The organism is Bradyrhizobium sp. WD16, from assembly GCF_024181725.1.
Classification (GTDB): Bacteria; Pseudomonadota; Alphaproteobacteria; order Rhizobiales; family Xanthobacteraceae; genus Bradyrhizobium_A.
The window spans coordinates 1,511,648-1,534,982 of the sequence record NZ_CP028908.1 but is presented as its reverse complement, the minus strand read 5'-3'; the positions used below and the strand labels follow the sequence as shown (position 1 = coordinate 1,534,982).

General features: G+C 66.9%; 23 protein-coding genes and 1 pseudogene. 13 read left to right on the top strand and 11 right to left on the bottom strand.

The genetic code is table 11. The annotated features are described in order from the left end of the window. Positions 1-211 precede the first annotated feature (211 nt). From radC to DB459_RS07115, 4 genes are all read right to left on the bottom strand, one after another. Positions 212-922: a DNA repair protein RadC gene (gene radC / locus DB459_RS07130; protein ID WP_253712198.1), complete on the bottom strand. Its 711-nt coding sequence runs from the start codon at positions 920-922 to the stop codon at positions 212-214. A 100-nt stretch (positions 923-1,022) separates the two neighbouring features. After that, positions 1,023-1,850: a type I methionyl aminopeptidase gene (gene map, locus DB459_RS07125; RefSeq protein ID WP_253713455.1), complete on the bottom strand. Its 828-nt coding sequence runs from the start codon at positions 1,848-1,850 to the stop codon at positions 1,023-1,025. Between the two features lie 136 nt (positions 1,851-1,986). Further along, on the bottom strand, positions 1,987-2,712 hold the full coding sequence (gene sfsA, locus DB459_RS07120) for a DNA/RNA nuclease SfsA (RefSeq protein WP_253712197.1): 726 nt from the start codon (positions 2,710-2,712) through the stop codon (positions 1,987-1,989). A gap of 4 nt (positions 2,713-2,716) precedes the next feature. Next, on the bottom strand, positions 2,717-4,060 hold the full coding sequence (locus DB459_RS07115) for a mechanosensitive ion channel family protein (RefSeq protein ID WP_371926887.1): 1,344 nt from the start codon (positions 4,058-4,060) through the stop codon (positions 2,717-2,719). A 225-nt stretch (positions 4,061-4,285) separates the two neighbouring features. Between DB459_RS07115 and DB459_RS07110 the strand changes: the two genes are divergently transcribed. From DB459_RS07110 to minE, 4 genes are all read left to right on the top strand, one after another. Beyond that, complete coding sequence (locus tag DB459_RS07110) at positions 4,286-6,076, top strand: potassium/proton antiporter (RefSeq protein ID WP_253712196.1); 1,791 nt, start codon at positions 4,286-4,288, stop codon at positions 6,074-6,076. 191 nt (positions 6,077-6,267) lie between these two features. Beyond that, the gene (minC, locus tag DB459_RS07105; RefSeq protein ID WP_253712195.1) at positions 6,268-6,963 is read left to right on the top strand and encodes a septum site-determining protein MinC; all 696 of its coding nucleotides are present in this window, start codon (positions 6,268-6,270) and stop codon (positions 6,961-6,963) included. After that, positions 6,963-7,805, top strand: a complete 843-nt coding sequence (gene minD, locus DB459_RS07100) for a septum site-determining protein MinD (protein ID WP_371926961.1) — start codon at positions 6,963-6,965, stop codon at positions 7,803-7,805. The genes minC and minD overlap by 1 nt, the downstream gene beginning before the upstream one ends. Next, positions 7,802-8,083: a cell division topological specificity factor MinE gene (minE, locus tag DB459_RS07095; RefSeq protein WP_253712193.1), complete on the top strand. Its 282-nt coding sequence runs from the start codon at positions 7,802-7,804 to the stop codon at positions 8,081-8,083. The genes minD and minE overlap by 4 nt, the downstream gene beginning before the upstream one ends. A gap of 37 nt (positions 8,084-8,120) precedes the next feature. On the opposite strand, the gene modC is transcribed toward minE, so the two are convergent. The 4 genes from modC to DB459_RS07075 all read right to left on the bottom strand — a co-directional run bounded on the left by modC (position 8,121) and on the right by DB459_RS07075 (position 11,027). Continuing rightward, positions 8,121-8,834, bottom strand: a complete 714-nt coding sequence (gene modC, locus DB459_RS07090) for a molybdenum ABC transporter ATP-binding protein (protein WP_253712192.1) — start codon at positions 8,832-8,834, stop codon at positions 8,121-8,123. A gap of 2 nt (positions 8,835-8,836) precedes the next feature. Continuing rightward, positions 8,837-9,532, bottom strand: coding sequence for a molybdate ABC transporter permease subunit (gene modB / locus DB459_RS07085; protein WP_253712191.1), 696 nt, complete (start codon positions 9,530-9,532; stop codon positions 8,837-8,839). Between the two features lies 1 nt (position 9,533). Continuing rightward, positions 9,534-10,307, bottom strand: a complete 774-nt coding sequence (gene modA, locus DB459_RS07080; protein ID WP_253713453.1) for a molybdate ABC transporter substrate-binding protein — start codon at positions 10,305-10,307, stop codon at positions 9,534-9,536. Positions 10,308-10,505: 198 nt separating this feature from the next. Further along, positions 10,506-11,027, bottom strand: coding sequence for a hypothetical protein (locus DB459_RS07075; protein ID WP_253712190.1), 522 nt, complete (start codon positions 11,025-11,027; stop codon positions 10,506-10,508). Positions 11,028-11,281: 254 nt separating this feature from the next. Here DB459_RS07075 and DB459_RS07070 point away from each other — a divergent pair, with 254 nt between their 5' ends. Both DB459_RS07070 and DB459_RS07065 read left to right on the top strand, forming a co-directional pair. Further along, the gene (locus tag DB459_RS07070; RefSeq protein WP_253712189.1) at positions 11,282-11,599 is read left to right on the top strand and encodes a hypothetical protein; all 318 of its coding nucleotides are present in this window, start codon (positions 11,282-11,284) and stop codon (positions 11,597-11,599) included. A gap of 125 nt (positions 11,600-11,724) precedes the next feature. Next, complete coding sequence (locus DB459_RS07065; RefSeq protein ID WP_253712188.1) at positions 11,725-11,892, top strand: hypothetical protein; 168 nt, start codon at positions 11,725-11,727, stop codon at positions 11,890-11,892. Between the two features lie 19 nt (positions 11,893-11,911). Here the strand turns inward: DB459_RS07065 and DB459_RS07060 are convergent. Continuing rightward, positions 11,912-12,367 (bottom strand): annotated as a pseudogene (locus tag DB459_RS07060) (DUF1330 domain-containing protein). Positions 12,368-12,464: 97 nt separating this feature from the next. Between DB459_RS07060 and DB459_RS07055 the strand changes: the two are divergent. Then, positions 12,465-12,962, top strand: a complete 498-nt coding sequence (locus DB459_RS07055; protein WP_253712187.1) for a hypothetical protein — start codon at positions 12,465-12,467, stop codon at positions 12,960-12,962. Positions 12,963-13,069: 107 nt separating this feature from the next. Here DB459_RS07055 and DB459_RS07050 read toward each other — a convergent pair whose 3' ends face one another. After that, entirely contained in the window at positions 13,070-14,083 is a 1,014-nt protein-coding gene (locus DB459_RS07050; protein ID WP_253712186.1) for a tripartite tricarboxylate transporter substrate binding protein, read from the bottom strand. A gap of 401 nt (positions 14,084-14,484) precedes the next feature. Here DB459_RS07050 and DB459_RS07045 point away from each other — a divergent pair, with 401 nt between their 5' ends. The 3 genes from DB459_RS07045 to DB459_RS07035 all read left to right on the top strand — a co-directional run bounded on the left by DB459_RS07045 (position 14,485) and on the right by DB459_RS07035 (position 18,037). Next, a complete protein-coding gene (locus tag DB459_RS07045; RefSeq protein ID WP_253712185.1) occupies positions 14,485-15,426 on the top strand; it encodes a TAXI family TRAP transporter solute-binding subunit in 942 nt (313 codons plus the stop codon). A 125-nt stretch (positions 15,427-15,551) separates the two neighbouring features. After that, entirely contained in the window at positions 15,552-17,672 is a 2,121-nt protein-coding gene (locus DB459_RS07040; protein WP_253712184.1) for a TRAP transporter permease, read from the top strand. Next, on the top strand, positions 17,669-18,037 hold the full coding sequence (locus DB459_RS07035) for a DUF1850 domain-containing protein (protein ID WP_253712183.1): 369 nt from the start codon (positions 17,669-17,671) through the stop codon (positions 18,035-18,037). Before DB459_RS07040 ends, DB459_RS07035 begins: the two co-directional genes overlap by 4 nt. Here the strand turns inward: DB459_RS07035 and DB459_RS07030 are convergent. Continuing rightward, a complete protein-coding gene (locus DB459_RS07030; RefSeq protein WP_253712182.1) occupies positions 18,034-19,599 on the bottom strand; it encodes a sodium:proton antiporter in 1,566 nt (521 codons plus the stop codon). The genes DB459_RS07035 and DB459_RS07030 overlap by 4 nt on opposite strands. A 563-nt stretch (positions 19,600-20,162) precedes the next feature. Here DB459_RS07030 and DB459_RS07025 point away from each other — a divergent pair. The 3 genes from DB459_RS07025 to DB459_RS07015 all read left to right on the top strand — a co-directional run bounded on the left by DB459_RS07025 (position 20,163) and on the right by DB459_RS07015 (position 23,156). Continuing rightward, positions 20,163-22,079, top strand: a complete 1,917-nt coding sequence (locus DB459_RS07025; RefSeq protein WP_253712181.1) for a propionyl-CoA synthetase — start codon at positions 20,163-20,165, stop codon at positions 22,077-22,079. Between the two features lie 118 nt (positions 22,080-22,197). Next, positions 22,198-22,518, top strand: coding sequence for a hypothetical protein (locus DB459_RS07020; protein ID WP_253712180.1), 321 nt, complete (start codon positions 22,198-22,200; stop codon positions 22,516-22,518). Continuing rightward, entirely contained in the window at positions 22,515-23,156 is a 642-nt protein-coding gene (locus DB459_RS07015; RefSeq protein WP_253712179.1) for a DsbA family protein, read from the top strand. Before DB459_RS07020 ends, DB459_RS07015 begins: the two co-directional genes overlap by 4 nt. Positions 23,157-23,335: the final 179 nt, after the last annotated feature.

Sequence of the window (23,335 nt, the reverse complement as noted above, 5' to 3'; positions counted from 1 at the left end):
GGCTGGCCAGAAAGGAAGGGCATTGAAGGGTCGGCTCCTGCCGTCCAGCGACGGTCGGTGTGGAGAAACTCTCGAAATTCGGGAATGACGTAGTCCAAGAGCAACCTGCCGATGAGAACGCCGAAGACCGCCGAACACCCCCCGCTCTACGAGAACGAATTTCTGCCGTCGCAGTCTGAGGCAAACGAAGCGGTAATTCGGAGACGGGACACTAGATCAGCTTCAGCGCTTTGAGGCTGCTGTGGCCGTTCCTGCCGACGATGATGTGGTCGTGAATGGTGATGCCGAGGGGGGCGGCGACGTCGGCGATCTGCCTGGTCATCTGGACGTCGGCGGACGACGGCGTCGGGTCGCCGGACGGGTGGTTGTGGACCAGGATGACCGCGCTGGCCGACAGTTCGAGGGCGCGCTTGACCACCTCGCGCGGGTAGACCGGGGTGTGATCGACGGTGCCGGTCTGCTGCAATTCGTCGGCGATCAGCGCGTTGCGCTTGTCGAGGAACAGGATGCGAAATTGCTCCCGCTCGGCGAAGCCCATGGTGGTCCGGCAGTAGTCGACGACGCCGGCCCAGGAGGACAGCCGCGCCCGCGGCTTGAGTTCGCCCCTGGTGATCCGGCTGGCCGCGGCGGCGATCAGCTTGAGCTCGGTCACGGCGGCTTCGCCGAGGCCCTTGATGCCACGTAGCCGCGCCTCCGGCGCATGCACCGCTTCGGCGAAGGAGCCGAAGGTTGAGATCAGGGTCTTGGCCAGCGGTTTGACGTCGCCGCGCGGCAGCGCCCGGAACAGCACCAGCTCCATCAATTCGTAGTCGCTGAGCGCATCCGCGCCGGCGCTGCGGAAGCGCTCGCGCAGGCGTTCGCGATGGCCGTGGTAATGCGGCGGCGGCTCGCGCGGCGGCGGAGCGTCCTCGGAGGCGGACATGGCAGAATTCCGGTTGCGAGGGTCTGTTCTCGCAACCATGCCGTGGCGGGCCTGGTTTGAAAAGCGCGGATTTTCGTGACGACGAAGCCGGGAGAAGGGCTCAGGTCACCGCGAAGGGCGGCTTGTCGAGCTTGGCCGGCGACAGCGTGAAGATCTCGACGCCGGTTTCGGTGACGCCCACCGAATGCTCGAACTGGGCCGACAGCGAGCGGTCCCGCGTCACCGCGGTCCAGCCGTCGGACAGGATCTTCACATGGGGTTTGCCGAGATTGATCATCGGCTCGATGGTGAAGAGCATGCCCGGCCGGAGCGGAACGCCTTCGCCGGGGCGGCCGACGTGGATGATGTTGGGTTCGTCGTGGAACAGGCGGCCGAGGCCATGGCCGCAGAAATCGCGCACCACGCTCATCTGCTGGGGCTCGACGAAGCTCTGGATGGCGTGGCCGATGTCGCCGGTGGTGGCGCCGGGCTTCACGGCGGCGATGCCCCGCATCAGCGACTCGTAGGTGACGTCGATCAGCCGCTCCGCCTTGCGCGAGATCGGTCCCACCGCATACATCCGGCTGGAATCGCCGTACCAGCCCTCGACGATGAAGGTGACGTCGATATTGACGATATCGCCTTCCTTCATCAGGCGGTCGCCCGGCATGCCGTGGCAGACCACGTGGTTGATCGAGGTGCAGGTCGAATAGCGGTAGCCGCGATACATCAGCGTGGCCGGGAAGGCGCCGTGGCTGAAGGCGAATTCGCGGACGAAATCGTCGATGCGAGAGGTCGGCACCCCGGGCTGGACCAGGTCGTTGAGTTCGTCGAGGCAGCGGGCGACCAGGGCACCGGCCTTGCGCATGCCGGCGAACGCGGCCGGGCCGTGCAACTTGATCTGCCCGGTCTTACGCTGGGCAATGTCGGTGGCGTCTACATAACTCATCATCTGATCTTTTTAAGGTGAAGGGGCGGGCCGGCGGCCGACGCGGATCTGCCCCCCAATTTAAGCCTTGGTTGGCGCGGCGCAAGCGAACCGGCGCCGAAGTTGTCCGGAATGGTCGCTTCGCACCGTATTTCGCTCAATCCAGCACAGGAACGGGCGATTCGAGGATGATTTCGTGGAGGTCGCCCACCGCCGCGATCCGGCAGCGGTAGGCCAGCGCCTCGACCCCGGCGCCTCGGGCGGCATCGAACGCCCGGCCATAGGCCGGATCGATGTCGCGGGCGAGGGTCAATGCGGTGGCGGAGCCCATCTGCACGACGAACAGCATGACTGCACGCGCGCCCTGGCCGGCCACCGCGGCGAGTTCCCGAAGGTGCCTGGCGCCGCGCGCGGTCACCGAATCGGGAAATTCGGCAAGGCCTGGCCGGCGCATCAGGTGGACATTCTTGACCTCGACATAGCAGACGGGGCGGTCTTCGCCTTCCAGGACGAAATCGACCCGGGATGCGCGGCCGTATTTCACCTCGCGGCGCACGGAGGCATAACCGGCGAGTTCGGCAATGGCGCCGGCCGCCAGGGCCTCGGCGACGATGGTGTTGGGATGGGCGGTATTGACGCCGACCAGTTCCGGCCCCCTGCCGAGGTCGATTTCCACCAGCTCCCAGGAATAGGGCAGCTTGCGCGAAGGATTGGCCGATTTCGACAACCACACCCGCGCACCTTCGGGCTGCAGGCCGGTCATGGCGCCCGGATTGGCGACATGGGCGGTCACCACGCTGCCGTCGGCGAGTTCGACGTCGGCGAGGAAGCGCTTGTAGCGCCGCACCAGCCGGGCGGGTTCGAGCGGGCCGGGCAGGCGCATCGGTTCAGCCCGCCGCGTTCGTCGCCGCCACCTCGACGGCAAGCGGTCCGCGCAGGCGCAGGTCGCGCACCGGATAGGGCACTTCGATGCCCTCGCGCCGGAAGGTCTCCCACAGCGCCAGCATGACGTCGCTGCGGGCATTGTCCATGCCGGCCTCGGGGTCGGCGATCCAGAAGGTGACGGTGAATTTCATGCCGCTTTCGGCGAATTCAGTGATCAGGCACACCGGCGGCTTGAGCTTGAGGACCCGTGGCGCGGCGGCCGCCACCTCGACAGCGAGCCGGCACACTTGGCGCGGATCGGCGTCGTAGGTGGTGGCGAAATTGACCTTCACCATGGTGTTGCTGTCCGCATAGGTCCAGTTCACCACCTTCTGGGTCACCAGGTCCTCGTTGGGAATGAGGAATTCGCGGCCGTCGCCGGCGGCGACCAGGATGTAGCGGGTATTCATGGCGGCGACCCGGCCGAAGCTGTCCCCGGCGGTGATCAGGTCGCCGGGCTTCACCGACTTGTCGGTGAGCAGGATGATGCCGGACACGAAATTGGAGACGATCTTCTGCAGGCCGAAGCCGATGCCGACGCCGATGGCGCTGGAGAAAATCGCCAGTGACGACAGATCGATGCCGACCGCGGCCATCACCACCACGACGGCGACGACGATCAGCACCACCCGCGTCACCTTGGCGAGCAGCACCTGCAGCGAAGGCGTGAGATCCCTGGAGGAGGCGATGCGCCGCTCGGCGAACGAGCCGATCACGCCGGCGATCCACAGCGCCACCGCGAGGAAAACCGCGGCCTTGAGGATGAGGAGCGGGGTGAGCCGCAGCCCGCCCAGCACCACCGCGACGGAATCGAGCGCGCCGACTGCGGGGTCGAGCAGGCCGAGGATGCTGAGCGCCGCGATCGCCCAGGCCAGCACGGAAATCAGGCGGACGGCGAATTCGTTGCGGATCGCCGAGGTGACGAGGCGGATGACCAGCCAGGCGAAGGCGAGACTGGCGGCGGTGATCAGGAGATAGCTGCGGCTCGGCCAGGTCGTCGCCAGCATCACGAGGCGCATGACGAAGGTCAGGCCCCCGAAGATCAGGACGGCGAAGCTGTGCACCAGCACCCGCAGCAGCCGGCGCAACGGCAGCGGCCAGGCGGCGCCGAGATCACCGAGGTCGACCTTTGCCCGCAGCGCCGCCGCACCCGCCATGGCGAAGCCCGCCGCGGCGATGATGAGACCGAGCTGGGTGTAGAACCAGGGCGACGTGATCTCCGCCCCCATCGAGCGTCCGGCCTGCACCAGCCAGTCCTGAAAAGCCGCGAAGTTCGCCTGCACGTCCTGTATGCTCCGTTTCGTCATCGTGGCCGCCGACCGCTTCGACGGTCCACGCAATGTGATTCGCCCGGCCGGCAGATTCCCATATCGGAGCTGCGAGAGCCACCGTGCGAGAAATGTGCGGATCCCGTCAAATTGAGGTGATTTCGTCGCAAGCCAAAAAAGGTTGGCGGTCCGGCGCGGGCGGATTAAGCATGACATTGCGGTCGTCGTACCGCTTTCCCCTTGAGCGTGCAGTCAGGCGAGGTCATGGCATCTCTGGATTCCTTCAGCATCGCGATTCTGCTCGGCGCGACGCTGGTCATGGCGGGAATCCTCTCCAGTCTCGTCGCCCTGCGTTTTGGTGCGCCCTTGCTGCTGGTCTTTCTCGGGCTCGGCATGATCGCCGGCGACGCCGGTCCCGGCGGCATCGCCTTCAACGATGTCGGCACCACGTATCTCGTCGGCTCGGTGGCGCTGGCCCTGATCCTGTTCGACGGCGGGCTGCGCACCCGGTTCCAGAGCATCCGTACTGTGCTGGCGCCATCGATGACGCTCGCCACCGCCGGCGTGCTGCTCACCGCGCTGATCACCGCGCCGGTGGCACATTATGTGCTGGACATGAACTGGACCGAGGCGCTGCTGATCGGCGCGGTCGTCGCGTCCACCGACGCCGCCGCAGTCTTCCTGCTGGTCCACGCCCAGGGACTGCGGCTGCGGCCCCGCGTCGGCGCGACGCTGGAGGCCGAATCCGGCACCAACGATCCGTTCGCGGTGTTCCTCACCCTGATGCTCGTCGAGGTGCTGTCGGTCGGACAGTCCTCCGTCTCCCATGTGATCTGGCAATTCGCCAAGGAAGCGGTGCTCGCGGCCGTGATCGGCGCCACCGGCGGGCGGCTGGTGGTGCTGGCGCTCAACCGCGTGGCGTTGCCCCAGGGCCTGCACGCCCCCTTCGTCACCACCGCTGCGCTGGTGATCTTCGGTCTCGCCCAGATCGCCCATGCCTCGGGATTCCTCGCGGTCTATCTCGCTGGCATCATCATCGGCAACCGACCGACGCGGGCGCACAACTCGGTCGTCGTGTTTCTCGACGCCGCCACCTGGCTCGCCCAGATCGTGATGTTCGTGCTGCTCGGCCTGCTCGCCTCGCCGCAGCGGCTGATGGCGAGCATCTTGCCGGCGATGGCCGTTGCCGCGGTGCTGATGCTGGTGGCGCGGCCGCTCGCGGTGTTCATCTGCCTCGCGCCGTTCCGGTTCAACTGGCGTGAAAAGCTGTTCGTGGCCTGGGTCGGGCTGCGCGGGGCGGTCGCGATCTTCCTCGCCTCGATCCCGCTGCTGGTCGGCATGCCCAAGGCCTACATCTATTTCGATGTCGCCTTCGTCATCGTGGTGATCTCGCTGCTGCTCCAGGGCTGGACCCTGGGCGCGGCGGCCCGGCGGCTGCACGTGGCGCTGCCGCGGGCCGACCGGGTGCTGCGGCGGGTCGAACTCGATCTGCCCGGGCAGCTCGAGCAGCAGCTGGTCGGCTATGCCGTGCAGCCGAAGAGTCTCTACCTGAAGCGCGGCATCCTGCCGTCCTGGTCGAAGCCGACGCTGGTGATCCGCAAGGAGCGCATCCTGTCGCCGACCGAGGCGGACACCGTCGTCGCCGGCGACTATCTCTATCTGCTGGCGCCGCCCGAAAAGGCCGAGTCGCTCGACCGCTTCTTCGCCGATATGGCGCCGGCGGCCGCGCCTGACCCGCATCTGCTCGGCGACTTCATGGTGTCCGGCGACATCACCCTGCAGGCGCTGTCGGAGACCTATGGCGTGCAGGTCTTGCCGGAGGAGGCGCCGCTGTCGCTGGCGGATTTCTTCGACATCCATCTCGACCACGCGCCGCGCGAGGGCGCGACGCTTCCGCTCGATTCCATCGTGCTGGTGGCCCGCCATATCGCCGGCAACCGGGTCAGCGTGGTCGGCCTGCGGCTGCCCGAGGACGAGGAGGAGCCAGCCTCGCCGCCGCGCTCGCGGCTGCGCCATACGCTCAAGCGCGCCTGGGCGTCGCTGCTCGAAGGCTGACGCGCGCCTCCCTCCCGTCTTGATTGCTGCCCTCGGGTGCCCGCCGCGCTGCCTGGCCTCGCCGCATTCGACGGTTTTGCGCGATCCGGTTCCATTTGCGCCCCGGACGGTCGATTTTACCCGCCCGTTAACGCGTCGTTAACCAACTCACCTCAATCTAAAATTAACCAATCTAAACAGGGTCGGTAGTCATGCAGCTCAAGGCGGAGCCACAACGCCAGTTGGTGCGCCTCCGGGGCCGTTCCTATGTCGCATTCGTCTTCACGCCATCCATGCCGATCATGGACTGGCTCGCGGAGATCGATGCGACACTGGCGCGCTCCCCCGGCTTCTTTGTCGGACGGCCGATCGTGCTCGATCTCTCCGCCGTCGATCTCAGCCGGCAGGGCATTGTCCAGCTGGTGACGAGCCTTTCGGATCGCGACATTCGCGTCCTCGGCCTCGAAGGGGTCGATGCCGAACGCCTCGACCCACGCCTGCCGCCGCTTCTCACCGGCGGGCGTCAATGTGTCATCGAGCAGGTTCCGCCCAGGAAGGAGGAGCCCAAACCGGCTCCGGTGGCCTCGCTGCTGATCGACACTCCGGTGCGTTCGGGGCAGTGCGTGGTGTTCACCGAAGGCGATGTCACGGTCCTCGGCTCGGTCGGCTCAGGCGCGGAAATCGTCGCCGGCGGCTCCATCCACGTCTACGGCACGCTGCGCGGCCGTGCTATGGCCGGCATCAACGGCAAGGCGGATGCCCGCATCTTCTGTCAGAGGATCGAGGCGGAACTGCTTGCGATCGACGGCTACTACCAGACCGCGGAAGACATCGATGAAACCCTGCGCGGCCAGGCCGTCCAGGCGTGGCTCGACGGCGACAACATGAAGATCACGCCCCTCAATTGATTGAGCGAGGCGAAGGAGAGGCAGAGATGGCGAAAGTTGTAGTGGTGACGTCCGGCAAGGGCGGCGTAGGGAAGACAACGACGACGGCCGCGCTCGGCGCGGCGCTGGCGCAACGGGGCGAGCGGGTCGTGGTGGTTGACTTCGACGTCGGCCTGCGCAACCTCGATCTCATCATGGGAGCGGAGCGCCGCGTGGTGTTCGACCTGATCAACGTGATTCAGGGCGTCGCCAAGCTCTCCCAGGCGCTGATCCGCGACAAGCGCCTCGAGAATCTCTGGCTGCTGCCGGCGTCCCAGACCAGGGACAAGGATGCCCTGACCGAGGCCGGGGTCGAACGCGTCATCGCTGACCTGCGCACCAAGTTCGACTGGATCCTGTGCGACAGCCCGGCCGGCATCGAGCGCGGCGCAACGCTGGCGATGCGCTATGCGGACGAAGCGATCATCGTCACGAATCCGGAAGTCTCGTCGGTGCGCGATTCCGACCGCATCATCGGCATGCTTGATTCCAAGACCGTCAAGGCGGAGAGCGGCGAGCGGGTGACCAAGCACGTGCTGATCACGCGATACGATGCCGGCCGCGCCGCCCGCGGCGAGATGCTCAGCATCGACGATATCCTGGAAATTCTCGCCACGCCGCTGCTCGGCATCATTCCGGAAAGCCAGGACGTGCTGCGGGCCTCGAATGTCGGCTCGCCGGTCACCCTGAACAACGCCGCGAGCGTGGCGGCACGGGCCTATGCCGACGCGGCCCGCCGGCTCTGCGGCGAAACCATCGCCATGATGGTGCCGGCCGAGCGCAAGCGTTTCATGGACAGGCTGCTTGGACGGAGGGCTGCATGAGCATGAACATCCTGCGGTTCCTCGGTCGTCGCAAGGCCACGGCGCCGCTCGCCCGTGAGAGGTTGCAGATCCTTCTCGCCCACGAGCGCAGCCTGCGCGGCCAGCCCGAACTGCTCTCGATCCTGCGCGAGGAGATCCTCGCCGTGATCTCGCGCCATGTCGATCTCGATCCGGACAAGGTCATCGTCCGCATGGACCGTGGCAAGAGCGTCTCGACCCTCGAGGTCGACATCGAGCTGCCGAACGGCTTCGACAAGACGATCGCCGCCGCGGGCTGACCGCGGCGGCGCCGACCGGCTTTGCGCCGGGTGTCTCTCAGGCCTGGCGGCGCAGCGGCGCCGGATCGATGCTGTCGGCGTTGGCGAGGTCCGCCAGCACGTCGGTGCCGCCATCGGCAACGACGCGACCGTGGCGCAGCACCACCACGTGGGAGGCGAGGCGGCGCAGCTCGCTGGCGTCATGGCTGACATAGACCATGGGGACCCCGCCTTCGTCGCGCAGCTTTTCGAGATAGGGCAGGATCTCGGCCTTGCGTTCGCCGTCGAGCGCGCCGAGAGGCTCGTCGAGCAGCAACAGCCGCGGCCGGCAGAGCAGGGCGCGCGCCAGCGCCACCCGCTGGCGCTCGCCGCCGGACAGCGCGCCGGGACGGCGGTCGAGCAGGTGCTCGATGCCGAGCAGCTGGACGATGCGCGACTCCGTCTCGGCATCGTGCGCCAGGCCGTTCATGCGGCGGCCGTAATCGAGGTTGCCGCGCACGCTGAAATGCGGAAACAGCCGTGCGTCCTGAAACACGTAGCCGATGCGGCGGCGGTGCGGCGGCACATGGATGCCGTTGGCGGTATCGTCCACCGCCGCGCCGTCGATGGCGATGCGGCCGCGATCGGGCCCCTGCAGCCCGGCGATCATGTTGACCAGCGATGTCTTGCCGGCGCCCGAGCGTCCGAACAGGCCGGTGATGCCGGGGCCGCTCGAGAACGCGATCTCGAGGCTGAAGTCGCCCAGGGCCTTGGTGACGTCGACCTCAAGCATCGTCAGGCTCCGTGCAGGCGGCGGATCGCGCGGCGCGAGAACCATTCGGAGCCGATCAATGCCGTCATGGCGATGACGATGGAAACCAGCATCAGGCGCAGCGCGGCGCGATCGCCGTCCGGGGTTTGGATCAGGGCGTAAATCGCCGAGGAGATGGTCTGGGTCTCGCCGGGGATGTTCGAGACGAAGGTGATGGTCGCGCCGAATTCGCCGATCGCCTTGGCAAAGCCGAGCACCATGCCGGCGAGGATTCCGGGCAGGGCGAGCGGCAGCGTTACCGTGACGAAAACCCGCCATGGCGCCGCGCCGAGTGTCGCCGCGGCCTGTTCGAGACGTCGGTCGACCGCCTCCAGCGACAGCCGGATCGGCCGGACGAGCAGCGGAAACGACATCACTCCGCAGGCCAGCGCGGCGCCGGTCCAGCGGAACGAAAACACCATGCCGAGATGATCGGCCAGCCAGGCGCCGAGCGGCGCACGGCGGCCGAGCGATAGCAGCAGGAGATAGCCGGTTACCACCGGCGGCAGCACCAGCGGCAGGTGGACGACGGCGTCGAGCAGGAGCTTGCCGTGAAAACTGCGTCGCGCCAGCAGGAAGGCGAGCGCGATGCCGATGGGGGTGGCGACGAGGGTGGCGACCGCCGCCACCCGCAGCGACAGCAGAATGGCCGTCCACTCGGACGGGGAGAAGTCGAACACGTCAGGTGCTGGGCTTGGTCAGGACGGTGAAACCATACTTCTCGAACACGGTGCGCGCCGCTGAGGACCGCAGGAAATCGAGATAGGCGGCCGCGTCCGGCTTCGCCGTCACGGTGACCGCGGCCGGATAGATGATCGCCGGATGGCTGTCGGCGGGAAAGCTGCCGACGATCTTCACGCCCGGATCGACCTTGGCGTCGGTCTCGTAGACGATGCCGAGCACGGCTTCCTTGCGCGAGACCAGCGTCAGCGCCGCGCGTACGCTGTCGGCCATGGCGAATTTCGGCGCTGCCGCGGTCCAGGCGCCGAGCTTCTCCAGCGCCGCCTTGGCGTATTTGCCGACGGGCACCGACGCGACGTCGCCGGTGGCGATGCGGCCGTCGCCGGCAAGCTTGGCGAGATCGAAGCCCTGGCCGATCGTCACCTTGTCGATTGCGGAATCCTTCGGCGCGATCAGCACGATGCGATTGCCGAGCAGGTCGACCCGTGTCGCCTCGTTGATGGCTTTCTTCTGGGTCGCGTAGTTCATCCAGTCGGTGTCGGCGGAGATGAAGATGTCGGCCGGCGCTCCCTGTTCGAGCTGGCGCGCCAGCGTCGAACTGGCGGCATAGCTGGCGGCGACCTTGATTCCGGTGCGGGTGGTGTAGGTCGCGTCGATCTCGTCGAGCGCGTTCTTCATGGACGCGGCGGCGAACACGGTCAGGGTCTTGTCCTCGGCATGGGACAACGTCGCCGGCAGAGCCAGCAACAATGCCGCGAGGGCGAGGCGCGTCATCAAATGACGGCGGGCAACTAGGTGAAACATCGTGCGCTCCATCGGCCGCGTGCGCAGGCAGCGGCGATCCAGATCGAATTGGCAGGTTTATCAATTGGCAGGAGCGCGTCCCGCTGCCTCCGACGAACTTACGGTGCGCCGGAGCAAGGTGCACAATCTAGCAGGCGGGAGGCGGACCTCACAAGCGGCCCGGCCGGTTCATGGTGCCTGAACAATAGCGATGGTGATCAATTCGGCAGCAATGTCGCTCAGTTGCAAGGTCAACGGTTTCGCCTCCAGCGCGAAGACGACGATCTTGCGCAGGCCGGGGCAGCCGGTTGCGCCGCTGAAGGCGACGGTTCGCAGGCTCTTGCCGTCCTGGATGGCTTCGACCCAGCCGCCGGCCGACATCGCCACCGCGTAGCTTCCGGACGCCGCGGGTGCCGCGATGATGAGAGTGCCGGCAAACGGCGTCGGATTCCTCGGCGGCTTTTGCGGGGTGACCGGCAGCGTCACGCTGGCCTGGGGTTGCAGCTTGAGTTGCAGCGCCTTGCCCGGTGTGAACGGTGTGGCGTTGCCGGAGGCGAATTGCACGGCTTCGCCCTGCAGCACGGCGCGGATCGGCTCGGCGGGCCAGCGAAAGGCATCGCAGCCGGCGGGCTCGGCGGCCTGGGCTCGCGCGGTCAGCAGGCAGGAGAGGAGCGACAGGACAATAAGGCGGGGCGTTGAAGGTGGGCGCATGCATGATCCTCGCGCAGACCGCCGCACGCCACGGGCGCGCCGGCGCATAACGTTGGCGTACTGGCCTGAAGGGCTGTCGGGGATCCGTCGTCCCGCCGGACCACGGCGCGGGCAGCGGCGTGGTATCTCGTTCTTCTTAGCCCGGATCGCGCGACCCGCCAATCGGTCGTCGGCGGCCCGATCCTTGCAGCGCGTCCAGGACTGGGAGGCGCGGCCATGGCCGCCGGCCGCCGCCGCCGTGGTGAGGAGTGGTTGTGCGAACTTTGATGATCGTCTGGGCTCTGATCTTGATGTCTTTGGCGCCGGCACCGGCCCAGACCGTGCCGCCGTCGCGGTCGCCGGATCCCTGCCAGCCGATTGGCAGGACCGAGGACGGCAAGCTGGTCTATTCGCTCAAATGCAATACGGTTCCGGCACCGCCGAAACCGTCACCCGCCGCCGCCGAAGCGAGCGCCCCGGCGCCGGCGCCGGACGATGACGACAAGGGCGGCCTGTTCGGCCGGGCGCCTTCCTTCGTCCGGCCTACGGCCGATCCGCGCGCTGCCGGTGCGGGACCTTCGCAGCCGCGATAGAGCGCGGGGCATGATGCCAGCGCGTCGCAGCAAAAAGCTGCAGACTTGTTCCGCTTGCTGGGCGCGGAGCATCGGCACATAATTGACCTACTCGGCCAACTCTCGCAGGAGAGGAGTGGATCGTCATGGACGATGACACGCGAATGCGCCGCCGCGATCCGCGCTACCTCGATCTGTTCGCCGTGGCAGTGCTGGTCGTCTTGGTTGTCGCGGCCTATGGGCTGATCCGTCACGGCGATTCCGATGACGCCGTGCGTACCGCCGGCATCGATCATCACGTCGGACACTGGTAAGCGCGCCGATGCGAGTGCGTCAGCCGAAATGCGCGCCGGCCTCCGCCGGCGTGAGGCGGATCAGGCGCGAATCCTCGACCGCCGCCTGCCGGTGCTTGACCGCCTCGCGATAGGCCGGATCCCTCAGCATCTCGATGAAGGTGTCGGCGTCGGGATATTCCGCGACGAAGACTTCATCCCAGCGCTCCTCGGCCGGCCCGATCAGCGTGAAGTTGAATTGTCCCCGCCAGTGCGGTGGATCTGACGCTCGTATCAGTATTGCAGCGAACTCTTCATACGAGCGTCAGATCCAAAACCGCACTAGAATTATAGTCATGCTAGTGCGGCGTCTCGCAATTGCCTATGCCCTTTGCGGCAAGCCCTTGTAGGCAATTGCGAGACGCCACACTAGGTTGAGCATGTGGATCGGACCGCTGCGCGGCAGATCCTTGAACAGGGCGAAACGCTCCTTGGTGGGGTCGACGTAACCGGCCATTGCCTTGATCTCCGCAGACCGCGATGCTTCTATCCCATGATGCTACCACGAGGGCCCGCCGGGGGCGTGCGCCGAGCATCGCAGGGGGAAAGTCGGCATGCGGAGGCAGATTGCAGGGATGGCGGGGGCTGTCTGCCTCGCCGCGATGATCGGGCTGGCCGGGGCAGGTGAGGCGGAGGCAGCCGACGGTTATGCCATGAGCGGCAGCCAGCGCATCTTCTGCGGCCGCGGTCTGTCCGCCGGCAAGCTGCAGACCTCGACCTGCCGGTCCTACACCTACATCTTCGACACCACGACCACCGAATATTATCGCTGCGCCGCCTCGGTCACCGTCACCAAGGACAACAAGGATCTGATGAGGGTCGAGAGCGAGGGTGGCTGCCAGAAGAAGCCGCGGCTGTTCACTGGGGATTCCAGCTACGCCTTCGACGTCGCCGAGACCGAGGGACCGAACACCACCGCTTTCTTCGGCCCCGGCGGTTACGTCATCTGGGCCAGCGATACCAAAAAGCTCGCCGCCAAGGTCTGCTTCACCATCAACGTGGGCGGCAAGGAGGGCGAGGTGTCGCGCTGCATCGACATGAAGTTCGAATAGGCGCTCGGACGTCGGCCTCTCGAAAAAATGCATCTGCGCAATCGCGCGTCTGCGAAGCGATGCCCCCGGGCCGGAGGTCCGAGGGCTCGATCGGTCAGGCGTGTCGCCTATTCCGGCTTGATGCCGGCGAACTGGGCGACCTTGCCCCATTTTTCGGTCTCGGCGGCGACATTGGCCGCCATCTCCTCCGGCGAGCCGCCGGCGGGCTCGGCGCCGAGTTTGCGCAGCCGCTGGGTGCCGTCCTCGGACTTGATGAAGGCATTCACGCTGGCATTGACTCTGGTGATGATCTCCTTGGGCGTCTTGGCCGGCGCCGCGATGGTGAACCAGGCCGCCGCATCGTAACCCGGCACGCCGGCCTCGGCGATGGTCGGCAGCTTCGGCAGCAGCGGCCACCGCGTGGCGGTGGAGACCGCGATGGCGCGGATCGCCCCGGATTCGGCGAACGGCTGCGATGCCGGCAAGTTGTCGATGGTGAGGTGGACACGTCCGGCGACGAGGTCGGTCAGCGACGGCGCGCTGCCCTTGTAGGGGACGTGGACGATGTCGACGCCGGTCATCGACTTGAAGAGTTCGGTGGCGACATGGGCGGTGCTGCCGAGACCGGGCGTGCTGTAAAACAGGGTGCCTGGCTTGGCCTTGGCCAGCTTGATGAATTCCTCGACGGTGGTGACCGGCAGCGCCGGCGTCACCGAGAACAGGTTCGGCACGCGGGCGATGATGATCACCGGGGTGATGTCCTTGACCGGGTCGAAGGGCATCGCCTTGTAGACGAAGCGGTTGATGGCGTGGGTGCCGGGGGTGCCGACGATGAAGGTGTAGCCGTCGGGTTCGGACTTGGCGACGAAGTCCGTGGCAATGTTGCCGCCGGCGCCGGGCTTGTTCTCGACCACGAACTGCTGGCCGAATTCCTCGGAGAGCTTCGCGGCGGTGAGCCGGGCCAGCAGGTCGGTGGTGCCGCCGGCGGCGAAGGGCACGATCAAGCGCACGCTGCGGGTCGGCCAGGGCCCCTCCGCGAGGGCGGAACGGCGCATGAGCGCAGGCGCAGCAAGCAGGGTGCCGCCGCCAACGAGAACGGCGCGGCGCGACAGGGACGGGACGAGAGGCGGCTTCCTGGACATTGTTTCCTCGATGGATGGGTTTGCGGCCGGTGTGTTGCGTCTTGTTGGCGCCGAAAACTGGGCGGGATCGTAGTGAAATGACGCGGTGCCGCAAGAAGGGCTCATCTCGGCGAGGCGGGCGCGGCCTGCGTCGAAAGGCCGCCCTCGCTCGATCGGCGCCTCGCACTGCGCGGGGTACCTCGCCGGCGTCCTACCAATGTCCAATCGGGCGAAGGCCGAGCCTCGCGCGGCAGCGGTTGACCCGTCCCGCTCATCGGCTAACTATGTTTGCCGCATCGACTTCCGCAGCGAAGGTCGACCGCGAACGTCGGCTACGACCGGCGCAAGCGCTCCAATCAGACAAATCACGCGGATCTCGTCGCGGGCGCCTGTCCGCGCGCCGCACCGGGGAGAGACATCTCATGAAGACCAGACTTGCAGTCGTCGCCGCGGCTCTGCTCCTGTCCGCGCCGTCCGCCCAGGCCCAGCAGTTCGTCAACGTTCTGACCGGCGGAACCTCGGGCGTCTATTACCCGCTGGGCGTCGCCATCGCGAAGATCTTCGGCGACAAGATCCCCAACGTGAAGACCCAGGTCCAGGCGACCAAGGCCTCGGTGGAGAATCTGGTGCTGATCGAGCGCGGCAGCGGCGAACTCGCCTTCACCCTCGGCGATTCGCTGAAAGCGGCCTGGGAGGGCGACGCCGAAGCCGGCTTCAAGGCCAAGCTCGGCAAGCTGCGGACCATCGCCGCGATCTATCCCAACTACATCCAGCTCGTCGCCAGCGCCGACAGCGGCATCAAGACCCTCGCCGATCTCAAGGGCAGGAGCCTGTCGGTCGGGGCGCCGAAGTCAGGCACCGAACTCAACTCCCGCGCCATCCTTGCGGCTGCCGGCATGAGCTACAAGGATCTCGGCAAGGTCGAATATCTGCCCTTCGCCGAATCCGTCGACCTGATGAAGAACCGCCAGCTCGACGCCACGCTGCAGTCGGCCGGCCTCGGCGTCGCCTCGTTGCGCGACCTCAGCGCATCCAGCCAGGTCACCGTGGTGGCGATCCCCAAGGAGACCGTCGACAAGATCGGCCCGCCCTTCATCGCCGTGACCATTCCCGCCAACACCTATACCGGTCAGGGCAAGGACGTGCCGACCGCGGCGGTGGTCAATTATCTGGTGACGAGTTCGGCGGTGTCGGACGACCTCGCCTACCAGATGACCAAGAGCATCTTCGAATCGCTGCCCGAACTCGCCAATGCCCATGCTGCAGGCAAGGAGATCAAGCTGGAAACCGCGGCGGGCGGCAGCCCGGTGCCACTGCATCCCGGCGCCATCCGCTATTACAAGGAAAAAGGCGTGCTGAAGTAAGCGCTCCGCCGGCGCATCTTCGGCGACGGCCGGCCGCGGCCGTCGCGTTCTGTTTCAAACTGCAGGTCATGGTCTTCGCGGCATCCGGTCCGCGCCCGCGGACCATGCGGAGGGAATGATCGACAATGACGCATGCACACGCGCTCGGCGATGCGGAGCCGGTCAAGGTCGAACTGGACAATTTCGAGCATGGCTTTCCCGAAGGCTTCGGCCCCGGCTGGTGGGGGGTGATGGCCTATGCGGTCGGGATCGCCTTCGCCACCTTCCAGCTCGTCATCGCCGCCTGGGCGGTGCTGCCGACCCAGGTGGTGCGCGGCGTGCATGTCGCCTTCCTGCTGCTTTTGACCTTCGGCCTGATCGGCAACTACACCGCCAAGAGCAATCTCGGCCGCGCCGCCGGCTGGCTGATCGGCGCCGTCGGCTTCTCCTGCGGCGTCTATCAGTGGATCTTCTACAACGACCTGATCCTGCGCGACGGCGACCCGTCGCAGCTCGATCTCGTCGTCGGCACGCTTCTCGTCGTGCTGATCTTCGAGGGCACGCGGCGGCTGATGGGGCTGGCTCTGCCGCTGATGTGCGGCGCCTGCCTGCTCTACTGGTTCTTCGGGCAGCATCTGCCGTCGCCGCTCAATCACCGCGGCTACGACTTCGACCAGATCATCGGCCATCTCTCCTACGGCACGGAGGGCTTCTTTGGCGTGCCGATCTACGTCTCGGCGACCTACATCTTCCTGTTCATCCTGTTCGGCTCGTTTCTCGAACGCGCCGGCATGATCCAGCTGTTCAACGACGTCTCGCTCGGCCTGTTCGGCGGCACCCGCGGCGGCCCGGCCAAGGTCGCGGTGTTCTCCTCGGGGATGATGGGCACGATCTCGGGATCGGGCGTCGCCAACGTCGTCACCGTCGGCCAGTTCACCATCCCGCTGATGATCCGCTTCGGCTATCGCCGGGCGTTTGCCGCCGGCGTCGAGGCCACGGCCTCCATGGGCGGCCAGATCATGCCGCCGGTGATGGGCGCGGTCGCCTTCATCATGGCCGAGACGCTCGGCGTCGATTATGCCGTCGTCGTCAAGGCCGCGGTGATCCCGGCCATGCTCTATTTCGCCTCGGCGTTCTGGATGGTGCATCTCGAGGCCGGCAAATACGGTCTCGAAGGCATGAAGAAGTCGGAGATGCCGAGCCCCTTGAAGGCGCTCGCCGACAAGTGGTTCCTGGTGCTGCCGCTCGCCGCCCTGGTCTACATGCTGTTCGAGGGCTTCACCCCGCTCTATGCCGGCACCATCGGCCTGTCGCTCACCGCGGCGCTGATCCTCGGCGCCAGCATCGCGCTCGGCCTGCCGAACGCGGCGCTGCGGGTGATCTTCTGGGTGGCGCTGGCGCTGATCGTCGGTGCGGCCTCGCGCAACGGCCTCGACATCCGCGTCGCCGCCGCCGTCATCGCCGCGCTGGTGGCGATCTGCGCCGTGACCAGGGGCGGCCGCGCCACGCTGGTGTCGTGCCGGGATTCGCTTGCCGACAGCGCCAAGTCGGCACTCACGGTCGGCATGGCCTGCGCCATCGTCGGCACCATCATCGGCATGATGACCCAGACCGGCGTCGGCACCGTGTTCGGCGGCTGGGTGATCGGTCTCGGCGAGAAGAGCCTGTTCCTGGCGCTCATTCTCACCATGGTGCTGTCGATCCTGCTCGGCACCGGCATTCCGACCATCCCAACCTACATCATCACCGCGGCGCTGGCGGCGCCGGCGCTCGCCAAGCTCGGCGTGCCGCTGATCGTCAGCCACATGTTCGCGTTTTATTACGGCATCATGGCCGACCTGTCGCCGCCGGTGGCGCTCGCCGCATTGGCGGCCGCCCCGATCGCCAAGGAGAATCCGGACAAGATCGGCTGGGAGGCGATGCGCATCGCGCTCGCCGGTTACGTCATTCCCTTCATCGCGGTCTATTCGCCGGCCCTGATGCTGCAGAACGGCGATCCGATGGCGGCCAGGCTCGGGTTCTACGGCGCGGTGGTCTATGCGACGGTCAAGGCGCTGGCGGCCATCGGCCTGTTCGGGATTGTTGCCATCGGCTTCCTGTTCACCCGTCTCACCGTGGTCGAGCGCATCGTCGGCTTCATCGCAGCGATCTGTCTGTTCGGCGAGTTCGACTACAGCGACATCGTCGGCTATGTGCTCGCCGTCGCCGTCGTCGCCTGGCAATGGCGGCGCCGGGCGGCTGCGGCGGCGCCGCTCGCGGCGGCGTGAGTGTCTGCTTCGCCTCTGCCGGCGTGATCAAGGCCCTGCAACTGGCGGCCTTCACGCTGGTCTGGACCCATTCGGTCGAGAAGATCGACTGGCAGGAGGACTGGCGGGTCATGCCCGACGGGCTGCAGATCGTCGCGGCGCGGGTCAAGGGCACCGGCGCCGGCATGGAACCGCCGCCGGAAGCGCGCCTTGTCGACGGCTGGTGGCGCTGGACGCTGCAGCGTCCGCCGCAGCGCGAGCTGGTGCTCGGCAATTCCGGCGCGGCGGGAGAATGGCGGCTGTGCGCCGAGGGATCCTGCCGGACGCTGTCGGACATTCTCGGCCACCCGGTCGGCCGCCACGTCACCGTCCTAAGTCACTGCTAATTTTTTGTTGCCTGGATCCCGGCGCCCTGCGCGCTCAATTCCGCCCAGTCGAACTCCTGCTCGAGGCGGTGGAAGGCGTCATCGCCGATGACGCCGGAGGCGCGCAGCTCGATGAGCGCGTGACGGGCGGCGGCGATGGCCCGCCGGCGCATCGGATCGGCCGGCAGCTCGGGGCCGATATCGGCGCCGTTCTCGCCGTCGGCCCGCAGCAGCAGGGCGCTGTATTCGAGCCGCAACACTTCGGCCTCTTCGGACGGTTCCTTGCTGATGGCGTCGAGCGCGGCGCGATAAGCGGCGACGCGCGCCTGGGCAACCTCGCCGTCGACCGGATTGTCATCCTTGAGGCGCAGCGCCAGGATCAGCGGCTTGAGCGTCAGGCCCTGCACCACCAGCGTGCCGAGCACGACGGCAAAGGCGATGAGCAGTATCAGGTCGCGATAGGGAAACGGCTCCGGCAGGGCAAAGGCCGCGGCCAGCGTGACGATGCCGCGCATGCCGCACCAGGAGATCACCAGACCGCCTTTCACCGTGGGCACGCGAAGCGGTTGCTCGCGGCGGTGGTTGGCACGGCGGAGCAGGAGGCGCATCACCGTGTTGTAGCTCATCACCCAGAGGATGCGGGCGAAGATGACGGCTCCCAGTACGGCGACCGCGACCAGAAGATAGCGGTTGCGGATGCCGTCCTCGAGATGCTCCCACACCGGCCGCAGCTGCATGCCGATCATGACGAAGGCGAGGACGTTGAGCAGGAAGACGACGGTCTCCCACACCGCATAGGAGGGCACGCGCAACCGCGCCGGGATGCGGGCCGGTGCGGTGCGGGCAACGGTGATGGCGTAGACGACAATGGTGAGGATGCCCGACAGGCCGAGGCGGTCGGCGACCATCCAGACGATGAAGGTCGTGGCGAACTGCATGATGATGGCGCTCGGCACGTCGCGGATGTGCTCGCTGAGCTGCATGAAAAGCCGGGCGAAGACGTAGCCGGCGATCAGGCTGCCGAGCATCGTCAGGGTGATGGCCGGTGCCAGCGTCTCCACGCTTGCGTGCCGCGTCACGGCGATCATCACGGCGACGCGATAGATCAAGAGGGCGCTGGCGTCGTTGAGCAGGCTTTCGCCTTCGAGAATCTTCAGCAGGCGATGGGGCAATCGGACCTGCCGCAGCACGGTAACCGCTGCGGCGGCGTCGGGTGGGGCGACGATGGCGCCGAGCGCCACGGCGGCGGCCCAGGGCATGTCGGGGACGAGGAGGCGGGTGGTCACGGCCACCACTGCGGTGGTCACCGCGACGGCGAAGAACACCAGGGCCGCCACCGGCAGCCAGTTGTCACGCAATTCGCGCAGCGAGGTGTCGAACGCGGCATCGAGCAGCACCGGCGCGACGAACAGCGCCAGCGCGAGCTCGGGTTCCAGCGTCCAGTCCGGTGCGCCGGGCACCAGCACCAGGACGCTGCCGCCCAGCGCAAGGAAGGTCGGGTAGGGGATGCCGAACCGGCGCGCCAGCGCCGACAGCGCCACCGCGCCCACCAGAAGCCCGATGATCCATTCGAATGTCAGCATGCCTTGCGCCGGTCAGCAGAAGACGGCCCGGCCGACGGCCTGCGGCAGGGCCGAAGGTGTGCGACGGAACCGGCAGTCGAGGATGAGCAGACATCCATTATAATGCGCGGCGACGGCAATGCCAGCGGTTGAACCGCGTCGCGGAACGTTGCGACCATCTGCCGGGAGGGGATCCGTTTCAAGCCCGACGATGCGCAGGCCTTTTCCGACCGTGGCGCGGCCGACGAGAAGCCGGGACAGAACGAAGCGGCCATCGCCGACGAGACGAGGCGATCCGGCTCGGTCCGGGCGTGCCGGAGCATTTCGACAATCGCGGCGATGCAGCGCCGGCTCGACGCGTTGCGCGCCGCGGCGAAGTGAGTGCAACAGCCGGGCGGCGCATCGGTCGTGTCGCCGCTCTGATCCAGATCAAATCCTTGGCGCTTGAATTGGCGCCTGGTCGCGGCACAATACAGCATTGCGGCCGCGCAACCCGACTCCACTAAACTAAGTACTAGCTGGAGCAGGAGGGCGTTTCGCACCAAATAGACCGCGCTTGCGCCATAACACCACGGGGAAACGCCATGCCTGTCGAGAGCCGATATCATGAGGTCTATGCGCGGTCGCTCCGCGACCCGATCGGCTTCTGGACCGAGGCGGCCCGGGACATCGACTGGGTTGAATTTCCCAAGACGATCTTCGATCCCGACCAGGGCGTGTATGGCCGCTGGTTCAGCGATGGTGTGCTCAACACCTGCTATAACGCCCTTGATCGCCACGTCGCCGGCGGTCGCGCCGACCAACTCGCCCTGATCCACGATTCGCCCCTGACCGGCAGCGTCACCCGCTTGACCTATCGGCAGTTGCTGGACGAGGTCGCGACCCTTGCCGCGGTGCTGCAGGATTTCGGCGTCGCCAAGGGCGACCGGGTGCTGCTCTACATGCCGATGGTGCCGGAATCCGTGGTGGCGATGCTGGCCTGCGCCCGCATCGGCGCGGTGCATTCGGTGGTGTTCGGCGGCTTCGCCGCCAAGGAACTCGCCACCCGCATCGACGACGCCCAGCCGAAGCTGATCCTGTCGGCGAGCTGCGGCATCGAGCCCGGCCGCATCGTCGCCTACAAACCGCTGCTCGACGAGGCCGTCCGCCTCGCCACGTCCAAGCCCGACGGCTGCATCATCCTGCAGCGATCGCAGCAGTCCTGCGCGCTTGTCGACGGCCGCGATCACGACTGGACCGGCGTGGTGACGGCGGCCAAGGCCGCCGGCAAGCGCGCCGATTGCGTGCCGCTGCTGGCTACCGACCCGCTCTACATTCTCTACACCTCCGGCACCACCGGCATCCCCAAGGGCGTGGTGCGCGACAACGGCGGCCACGCCGTGGCGCTGAAATGGTCGATGTTCAACCTCTATGGCATCAAGCCCGGCGAGGTGTGGTGGTGCGGCTCCGATATCGGCTGGGTGGTCGGCCACAGCTACATCATCTATGGCCCGCTGCTGCACGGCGCGACGTCGCTGATGTTCGAGGGTAAGCCGGTCGGCACCCCGGATGCCGGTGCGTTCTGGCGCGTCATCGCCGAGCACGGCGCGGTGGCGCTGTTCACCGCGCCGACCGCGTTCCGCGCCATCAAGAAGGAGGATCCCTCGGGCGAGCTGATCCGCAAATACGACCTGTCGCGGTTCCGCACGCTGTTCCTCGCCGGCGAACGCGCCGACCCGCCGACGGTGGAATGGGCCGAGCAGCAGCTCGAGGTCCCGGTGATCGACCACTGGTGGCAAACCGAGACCGGCTGGTGCATCGCCGGCAATCCGGTCGGCCTCGGTCTCCTGCCGGTGAAGCATGGGTCGCCGACGGTGCCGATGCCGGGCTATCAGGTCGACGTCGTCGACGAGGCGGCGAAGCCGGTCGGTCCCGACGTCATGGGCTCGATCGTGATCAAATTGCCGATGCCGCCGGGCTGCCTGCCGACGCTGTGGCGGCAGGACGATCGCTTCCACGATTCCTATCTCGCCGAATTCCCCGGCTACTACAAAACCTCCGACGCCGGCTTCAAGGACGCCGACGGTTACGTCTTCGTCATGGGGCGCACCGACGATATCATCAATGTCGCAGGCCATCGGCTCTCCACCGGCGGCATGGAGGAAGTGCTGGCGGCCCATCCGGACGTCGCCGAATGCGCCGTGCTCGGCATCAAGGATTCGCTCAAGGGCGAAGTGCCCTGCGGCTTCGTCGTGCTCAAGGCCGGCGTGACGCGTCCCGCCGCCGAGATCGAGAAGGAGATCGTCGCCCTGGTGCGTGAGCGCATCGGACCGGTCGCCGCCTTCAAGCTCGCGGTCACGGTGGCGCGGTTGCCCAAGACGCGGTCGGGCAAGATCCTGCGCGGCACCATGAAGAAGATCGCCGACGGCGATGCCTGGAGCATACCGGCAACGATCGACGATCCGGCGATCCTCGAGGAGATCGGCAGCGCGCTGAAGGCCAAGGGCGTTTCCGCGCAATAGCCTGTTCTGCCGACGTGGCTGCCGAGCAAGATCCGGGCGGAAAACCTCTTCCCGCGTTTGCGGATCATTCTGTCGCCTTGTTGGCTCCATCTTTGCGGAGCGGAGATCGGTTTGGGGGATGCTTGTGGCGCTGGGCAATCGGCGCTACAGGACCCTGACAATGGTTCTCCATGGGCGCACGATGATCCGAACAGGCCTCTCTTTCTCCGTTCTGGCGCTGGCCGCGGCGTTGCTGGGCGCCTGCGCCAGCCGCGAGGAGCCGGCGCCGGCTGCGGCGGCCACAGACGACGACGCCATCTGCCAGAGCCGCGGCTTCAAGCCGGGGTCGGACGGCTACGTTGCCTGCCGCCGCGACCGCGATCATCAGGTTTCGATGCAGGCGCAACAAAGCAGGCGCGACATGCGCAAGATGCAGGACTACATGATGGACAACAAATGAAGCGGTCCGCGCTCGCCTGCGTCGCGCTCGCCTGCGTCGCGTTCGTGCTGGCCGCGGCGGTGGCTCCGTTGCGCGCCGAAGAGGACAGCCTGTTGTCGCGCGACGCGGTGCTGCGTGACGCCGCGATTCCGGCGATGGGCAACCCAAAGGGCGACATCACCATCGTCGAGTTCTTCGACTACCAGTGCCCCCACTGCAAGAAACTCTCGCCCGAGCTCGAACAGGTGATCCGCGAGGACGGCCAGGTCCGCCTGGTGATGAAGGACTGGCCCATTCTCGGGCCGCCGTCGGACGTGGCGGCACGGCTGGTGCTGGCGGCGCGCTACCAGGACAAATACGAAGCCGGCCATCGCGCACTGATGACGTTCCGCGGCCAGCTGACCGAGCCGGTGCTGCGTGATGCCCTGGCCAAGGCCGGGGTCGATCTTGTCCGTGCCGATGCCGACCTCGCGACCCATCGCGCCGAGATCGACGCTCTGCTCAAGCGCAACAACGCTCAGGCCGAGGCGTTCGGTTTCTTCGCCACGCCCTCCTTCATCATCGGAACCTTCCGGGTTCCGGGCGTGCTCGAAGCGGCGATGTTCAAGCGGGCGATTGCCGATGCCCGCGCCGCCGCGGCGAAGGGAAAAAAGAAATAGGCCGGGCGATCACCGCCGCGGCCCTCGATCAACCGTTCCCGTTCAACGCTCGTCGGCCGTGCTGACGCGCCGTATGCTGATCACGAACGTTGATCTGATCGACGACGAGTGCCGACAGGATGAAGGGCAGCGTGTTCCGGACGGAGTTCCCCAAGAAAGCGTGAGATGCGACGGACAGG